Origin of the sequence: Marinibactrum halimedae (assembly GCF_021234875.1) — a bacterium.
GTDB lineage: Bacteria > Pseudomonadota > Gammaproteobacteria > Pseudomonadales > Cellvibrionaceae > Marinibactrum > Marinibactrum halimedae.
This window is the reverse complement of record NZ_JAJQVM010000061.1, coordinates 1-6661: the sequence shown is the minus strand read 5'-3', so window position 1 is coordinate 6661 and position 6661 is coordinate 1. Positions and strand designations below refer to the sequence as shown.

At 40.3% G+C, this 6661-nt stretch carries 7 protein-coding genes; all 7 read right to left on the bottom strand.

Annotated elements, in window-relative coordinates:
* Positions 1 to 257: transposase (locus tag LU351_RS19815; RefSeq protein ID WP_232593637.1), on the bottom strand; the 257-nt coding region annotated here is incomplete at its 3' end.
* A 223-nt stretch (positions 258 to 480) separates the two neighbouring features.
* The gene (locus LU351_RS19810) at positions 481 to 1017 is read right to left on the bottom strand and encodes a hypothetical protein (protein ID WP_232595829.1); all 537 of its coding nucleotides are present in this window, start codon (positions 1015 to 1017) and stop codon (positions 481 to 483) included.
* A gap of 281 nt (positions 1018 to 1298) precedes the next feature.
* On the bottom strand, positions 1299 to 3278 hold the full coding sequence (locus LU351_RS19805) for a methyl-accepting chemotaxis protein (RefSeq protein WP_232595828.1): 1980 nt from the start codon (positions 3276 to 3278) through the stop codon (positions 1299 to 1301).
* A gap of 382 nt (positions 3279 to 3660) precedes the next feature.
* Positions 3661 to 4185: an immunity 26/phosphotriesterase HocA family protein gene (locus tag LU351_RS19800; RefSeq protein WP_232595827.1), complete on the bottom strand. Its 525-nt coding sequence runs from the start codon at positions 4183 to 4185 to the stop codon at positions 3661 to 3663.
* Between the two features lie 8 nt (positions 4186 to 4193).
* On the bottom strand, positions 4194 to 4715 hold the full coding sequence (locus LU351_RS19795; protein WP_232595826.1) for an Imm26 family immunity protein: 522 nt from the start codon (positions 4713 to 4715) through the stop codon (positions 4194 to 4196).
* 2 nt (positions 4716 to 4717) lie between these two features.
* Positions 4718 to 5413, bottom strand: coding sequence for an RHS repeat-associated core domain-containing protein (locus tag LU351_RS21095; RefSeq protein ID WP_416053977.1), 696 nt, complete (start codon positions 5411 to 5413; stop codon positions 4718 to 4720).
* 33 nt (positions 5414 to 5446) lie between these two features.
* Positions 5447 to 6424 (bottom strand): transglutaminase-like domain-containing protein, encoded by a 978-nt coding sequence (locus tag LU351_RS19790; RefSeq protein ID WP_232595825.1) that lies wholly within the window; start codon positions 6422 to 6424, stop codon positions 5447 to 5449.
* Between the last annotated feature and the right edge of the window lie 237 nt (positions 6425 to 6661).

Below are 6661 nucleotides of genomic sequence, written 5' to 3'. Positions count from 1 at the left end.
GAATAGCGGTCCCGTATTTGGTACTCTATCTGATCATCGGATACATTGTATAAGTGCTGAAGTACGAGTACTTTGAACATCAGTAGCTCGTCATAGGCTTTACGACCCGCATTGCTTTTTCGGTTTGACTTTCGTATTTCCTTTAAGGTCGGACGAAAGGCTTCCCAAAATATCAGTTTGTTGAGATGAACTAATGGATCTTTTTCATCTAACTTGCGATACCTGTCATCTAAATCAAAAAAGCCGGGCTGAGACATAGAAGGAAACTCTTGAAATTTTTGAACAGTGAGATTATATCAAAGTTGGGCTATTTTTAGAGGTGCCCTGATGTATTACTCGTATCCGGCTGTATACAATATATTGACAATGATGTCATTGTTGGCGATTACGACAATGGGCGCATCTGGAGCCATTAATCAGTTTCGTGAAAAAAGAGCAACACAGCAGGGGCGCATATAGCGCCCTTTTTTATTTGCGTTGCTATTTCTTGTTATTGCCTGCAACAACATTGAGTCCTTTCGTTTTCTCTTTTGACCCTAAGCTGGAGCCAAACCAAAAATTCAGTATTTGTGGGATGGCGGCTGTTAATACACCCAAAATAGTTGAGAACACACCCATTAGATTGGGATTGCTGTTAGAGAGTGAGTCTGGGTGTTTTATCAGAAAAAACAGTACCGAAAAGTAACCCAACACAAAAATAGAAGACAGCACTATCTGTGGCCAGATATTCACTTCAAACAGCTTTCTGGCACTATCTCGATCTTTGTATTCTAGCTCATATAAGTCGATGTCTAGCTTTTTCATATCTAGCTTAAATTGATGATCAAGCTCTTTGAGTTTCGCAAGCTGATCGGGGGATGCAGTGAGTATGGCCTCTTCAATTTCTGAGTCATTGGCATTTGGGTTACCAAGGAGCTTGTCAGCAATAAACTTTGTTGCTGTACCGGCCATGGGCCCACCTAATGCGGTGCCAATAGTTGGGGCAATTTTACGAACAATTTCTTTCCAGCCGGCCATGTTCAACTCCTTTCGAAATTAAGTATTATTGGATGATCGTTGAATATAAGAATTTTGTTGAGGGGCAATATTATCAAAAGCTTATTACACTAAAACACAGTATATATGAATTGATTAAAGTAGGAATAATAGAGAGTATAATTAATAGAGAGTATAAATAATCAGGGGTATAAATAATGAGAGGTATGAAGATAAGGGGGTATGAATAATGAGAGGTATGAAGATAAGGGTCAATAAATTCTTATTATAAAGGGTTTATTGGCCCTGTTATGGTGTTTTCGTTAAATCTTAAAATACTCCGCAGAAGCACGCATAGATTCTGAATTAAGCGCGAGTTCTTTTGATAATGTTTCCAAAGATTTTGATAGTTTTTGGCTCTCTTGTGATGCATCCAATACATCACTGGTGTTTTTAGCGATTTCTGCGGCGGTGGCCGATTGTTGTTCTGCAGCGCTGGCAACTTGAGTCGCAATATTTTGCACTTTGCGCGCTTGCTCTAACTGCTCTAATGCAACACCCATAGATTTGCGGGCGTCCTCTGCCGTTTTTTGAGTTTCAGCAGCGGACAGTTTGACGGAATTATTCACCTCTTCTGCGGCTGACTCCAATGAGTCCAGCAGAGAATGAATGTTACTGGTGGCATCTTTACTGCGTTGAGCTAGCGCACGAACTTCATCGGCGACTACCGCAAATCCACGTCCTTGCTCACCTGCTCGTGCGGCTTCAATGGCGGCATTGAGAGCCAACAAATTTGTCTGCTCAGCAAGCGCATTGATGGTGTCGAGAATACTGGTGATGTCTTCCACATGGGCGCTCATGGAATCGACCGATGACTGCGAATCTGTTAGTTGGTGATTTAATTTGTCCACCGATGCCGCAGCACTTTCATTGATGCTAGAGGCTTTTTCTGAGAGGGCCACCATGTCTTCGCCGGCGTCCATTGCGTCATTGGCCGAGCTGGCGATTTCTCTACTGGTGAGCGACATTTCTTCCACAGCGGTAGCGATACCGCTGGTTAATTCTTGGCTGCGTTCGCTGTGAGAGGCGACATCATTCGAGATATCTTCTAGGTTTTTCATGAGTCGGTCACCGCCGGTAATGGCCAGTGAAAGGCCAACCAATAAATCCTTAATGGCCGATAACATATTGTGTACGGCGAGCGACACAATGCCCATTTCATCTCGCGTTTCTACAGGTAATGGTTTGGTAAGATCTCCCGTTTCCGTGATTTCTGTAACGGTTTTTACTAGGGCTTGTAGGCTACCGCGTAGGCGATTGGCCAAATTAAAATTAAACATAATTAATAGGGTGACATACAGCAAAACGATAATAATAAATATCCACATATTGCGGGCTGCGTTTTCTGCCGTTACAGAAGATTTTCTACGAATTTCATCCCATTCTGAATTGAGTAACTGGTTAATCGTGTTAATACGAGCAGACGCCGTAGAAAACCATTGTGAGGGTGTAGGAAAATAGGCTGATGTAATGGGTGAATTTTTGTTTACTAAGTCATTTATCACTTTATTAATTTGCTTCGACTCTGCACTGTTTACTATGTTGTTGAATTCTGTGAGATTCTCTCCAGAGTAAAGCGATTTGAGAGTATTTATGGCATGGTCTTCGTCGTTAGAAAACGATTGAATTCGTGCTAAGTTTCTGTCATTTAACGAACTACGAGCCAAGGTGCCATTGATTAATCCTCGGTTTTGCCCAGCACGTTCTTTCAGCTTCATTAGCTGTGATGTAATCGGTAAGTGAGAAAGAAGGTCTTTTTGTCCCACCCTCGGAGATAAGTTATCCACCAAGGTAATGGCCAATAAATTCAGTTTGCTGTAAAACTCAAAAGGTGATTTGGGTTGTTGTTGGTCGATGGATCGACGTAAGGCGGGTTTACGTTCTAATTGTTGTAATAAGGGCTGAAATAAAGGGGCTAATGCCTCTTCTTTAATGACGGGTGAGGTGAGCAGTTTTCGTAGGGATTCTTCAGCATCATCGGCCTTATTCCGCTGTGCCAGTACTTTATCTTTACCCGTTGTAAAGCCTGATCCGATATACCCTGCTGTGAGACCTCTTTCTACAGCGTGGTGATGGGCGATATTGGCAGTCGCATCCATCAATTGCACCAACTCAAGACTTTTTTTGGCAGAAGAATAACCTTGCAAGCTGTTGTGGGCTAACACGCCGGCCAATACAAAAATCAGTAATACTGATGCCAGAATGGAGATGCTTACAGACTGAAAAATGGATAAACGAGCCACTGCCAATGCCCCTGTAAGTAAGAGTAATCTAATAAAGCGTTTCGATATTAAAAGTTAGATGCTAGGTTCTTGAAAGTATAAAAATGTTCAAGTTATCATGATTTTTCATCGTCAAGTCATTGATCTACGTAAGTGAGTTTCTAAGCCCTTGGTAACTATAGATCAAAATTGTCGTAAGCCATGGTGTCTTAGTTACTATGTCTTGCCGCAATACCATAAGTCGCGAAATTGACTATGTTGTCTGCGTGTTCATGGAATTTATCGGCAGATGTTGAAAATCTTTTACTGAAAATGATTGATTCTCTCAACAATCATTCCTACGTGAACCTAGCTCATCGTACTTGCAAGAGCGATGAGGGCTATCTACATGATTTCTAAAATCTTAGAAGCGTTTTATTGGTTCTTTCGGGCGTGCAATTGGTGGTAGCGGTTTTTTATCTAAAATTATTAGGCTGAGTGCATTTTGTACTGCAATAGCACCTGATAGCCCATCTTCGAATAAGTCTTTACACTCTTTCTCACTTGAAATAATCATATCCACTGAATCTATATTGCTATCATATATGCTTTTTCTCCAAGTATTACTTGTAAGGCTGAGGTTGCGAAATTCGAATTGCTCCCACTTATCAATAGGAAAATCTGGTATGTTATCAACCACCTCCCAACTATTGTCTATAAAACCTAACCCTCCATACATTCCAGCATACACTGACAATTCTTGTTGTAATTTTTTTGAGTGATACAGGTTGATCAATTCCGCTGGAGATAAATCAAAAAAGTAACCAAAAATTGTTCTTATTCCTCTGTTTTTACTTAAAGTAATTATTAAGCCTGTGGCAGTTGTACTGTCACGTAGAGGAACAGTAAAAACGTCCCCAATCTTTAAGTTTTTATTTGATTGTATCAAGGAAGATCTCAAATGCGCTTGAGAAGCTCTTTAGGAAGCTTGATTTTTGGTAGAGGTTTCTTATCCAAAACAACACTATTTAAAACTCCTTGTACAGCACCATATCCTGAAAGGCCATCTTCGTATAAATCTTTGCATTCATCCTCACTTGAATTGATCATGTCAATCAATTTAAAGTTTTTATTATAAATACTTTTTCTCCATGCCCCGCTAGTTAAGCTTTGATTACGAAATTCATAATGCTCCCAACTTTCAACTGGAAAATTTGGAATATTGTCTATAACTTTCCAGTCATCATCCACAAAGCCAAGTCCACTGAACATGCAGGCATAGACAGAGTTTTCTTTTCTAAGCTGGCCAGATTGGTATGCACTAACGACTACCTCAGGAGGTTCAGTGAAGAAATAACCGAAAACAGTTTTGATTCCCCTACCTTTACTTAAGGAAATTATTAATCCTGTAACTGTTTGTTTATCTCGTAGCGGAACTGTAAAAACGTCTCCAACCTTTAAGTTTTTATTTGATTTCATAATTATTCACCGCATAAACATTGTGATGCGTTCATATAGTGTGCTTTGCGAGGGTTTGAAGGTGAAATAGGGAGCCTATAATTTAAAGGTGGATTATGCAAATTGTGTAAGTATTGTTCCGCTCCTCGCTGTTGGGAATAGCTGTCAGTTCTATGCTCTGGTCTGAATTGGTATTGATATAATATAGGGTCTCGAAGGTGCTCTTGTTGCCTTCTAGCAAGGTCATTTGATCTCCCAGTTCTCACAACTTGTCCATTAGAGTCAACAAGAGAGTACGTCCCGCCGCTAGGCAAATTGGTATTACAGCTGGTGTTATTTCGCGGTCGGTGAGTTTGGTATCCGGCAAGAATAATCTCCAAGTCTCTCACATGTCTTGAGGTGAAACCTCTCTGATTAGTGAGTGCGGGATACCTAAAACCCGGATCATAGCGCCTTATTTCACTCAATAAACCGGAAACTCGGTAGTTGTTATAGTTAGTCGACCCATTTGAGCTACCAGAGCCAGGTCTGGCAGAGCTTGGCCTTCTTGATTGTCCGTTTGGGTCGATGTAGTTGGTTGGATTTTGCCCCACATACACGTAGGTATTTGGACCATCAGATTGACCGATAGGGTCACTTTGTAAGAATCTCGCTGACACATTTTGTGTGAAAAGTGAACTGGCTACTATTGTAAGCAGTACTGCGATATACCGTTTCATTATCTTCTCTCTCAGACTTTTGTTGTTTCTTTTCTAGCTTTTGTAGATAGAATGTTTTGGGTTTCGCCATCCTAAACTTTCAGCGTAGTGATGAAGCTCATTTATTCGAGTCGTTAAGTATGTAAAAACTCTTCTTTTTTGAAGTGGCACTTCATGAGGCAAGTGGTATTGCCATACGTTATGGACTTTTAAAAGGTGATTGTAGGCACTAGCTACTTTAATCACGGTATTGATCGACTCAGGGTAGTGTTCGATTAATACGTTTGCGGTAGCGATGAGTTGACCATGTCGGTTCTGCTTTCTGTAGTGATCTAGAAGAGTTTCTAACATAATCGCAGCGGTCTTCTTGCGAGAGAGTTTTTGCATGTATAACTTATTCTTAATGGCTAAGTCAGTCATAGGCAGTTGTTCACGAATCCATTCATCTCGTGCTGTTTGTGCTCCGCTCGTGGTTTCTAGGTTGTACGTTCGTCCACTGTCGGTATCGGTGTACTTTACAAAGACATGATTGGGTGCTGTTGAGGCGGTGACATCTAGATCTAATTTTTGACCCAAAGCAATAAACAAAAATGGCATGGATATGCAATTGCCTTTCTTTGTTGTTAGATAGTTTTTGAACAGTTTATTGTCTATGTCAGTGCCATTAGGGTCATCAAAATCGTAGGTGAATGGTTTAAAATTATTCCATTCTCCGGCTTCGTAAAGATAGCGGCGTAACGCTTCTTTTCTCTCCATGCTCGTTTCTAATCCGAGCTTTTTAATATCTTTTACTATGCGCTCTAGACGTATGTTTTCCCGAGATATGTTGACGGTGGGGTCAATAATATTATCAATAGTTAACTTAATGTGAGCAAAATCTATCTCTTCCTCTGGTGTATCCAATAATTTTTTAATTTTTGACAGGCTTTCTTGATTGACAGGGCCAACTATTGATTGATTTGCCCAAGTGGAGATAGGGCACAAAAAATAAATTAAAAAAGTAAAATGAAATAATAGGCGCTTGTTTTTCATGTAACTCCCTAGGTTGGCTCCATTTTAAGGTGGTGAGTCTAAAAATGCATGGATGATACTATGGCTTTTTTCTTGTTCAACTTTTTTAGACTGCTTTCATATTTTTTGGCCAGGGCTCCCTAGTAATAAATAACCAAATGCACTAAATTTTCAGCATCTTGATACCCTAAAATGTGATTAGCTGTGAATTTATCCAAAATTACCCTCCATGTGACCGACCCCAGAGATACAAAGAAT

Excerpts from the sequence above, each read along its gene's own strand:
- LU351_RS19790 (WP_232595825.1), bottom strand. The coding sequence starts at position 6,424 with ATGAAAAACAAGCGCCTATTATTTCATTTTACTTTTTTAATTTATTTT.
- LU351_RS19795 (WP_232595826.1), bottom strand. The coding sequence starts at position 4,715 with ATGAAATCAAATAAAAACTTAAAGGTTGGAGACGTTTTTACAGTTCCG.
- LU351_RS21095 (WP_416053977.1), bottom strand. The coding sequence starts at position 5,413 with ATGAAACGGTATATCGCAGTACTGCTTACAATAGTAGCCAGTTCACTT.
- LU351_RS19810 (WP_232595829.1), bottom strand. The coding sequence starts at position 1,017 with ATGGCCGGCTGGAAAGAAATTGTTCGTAAAATTGCCCCAACTATTGGC.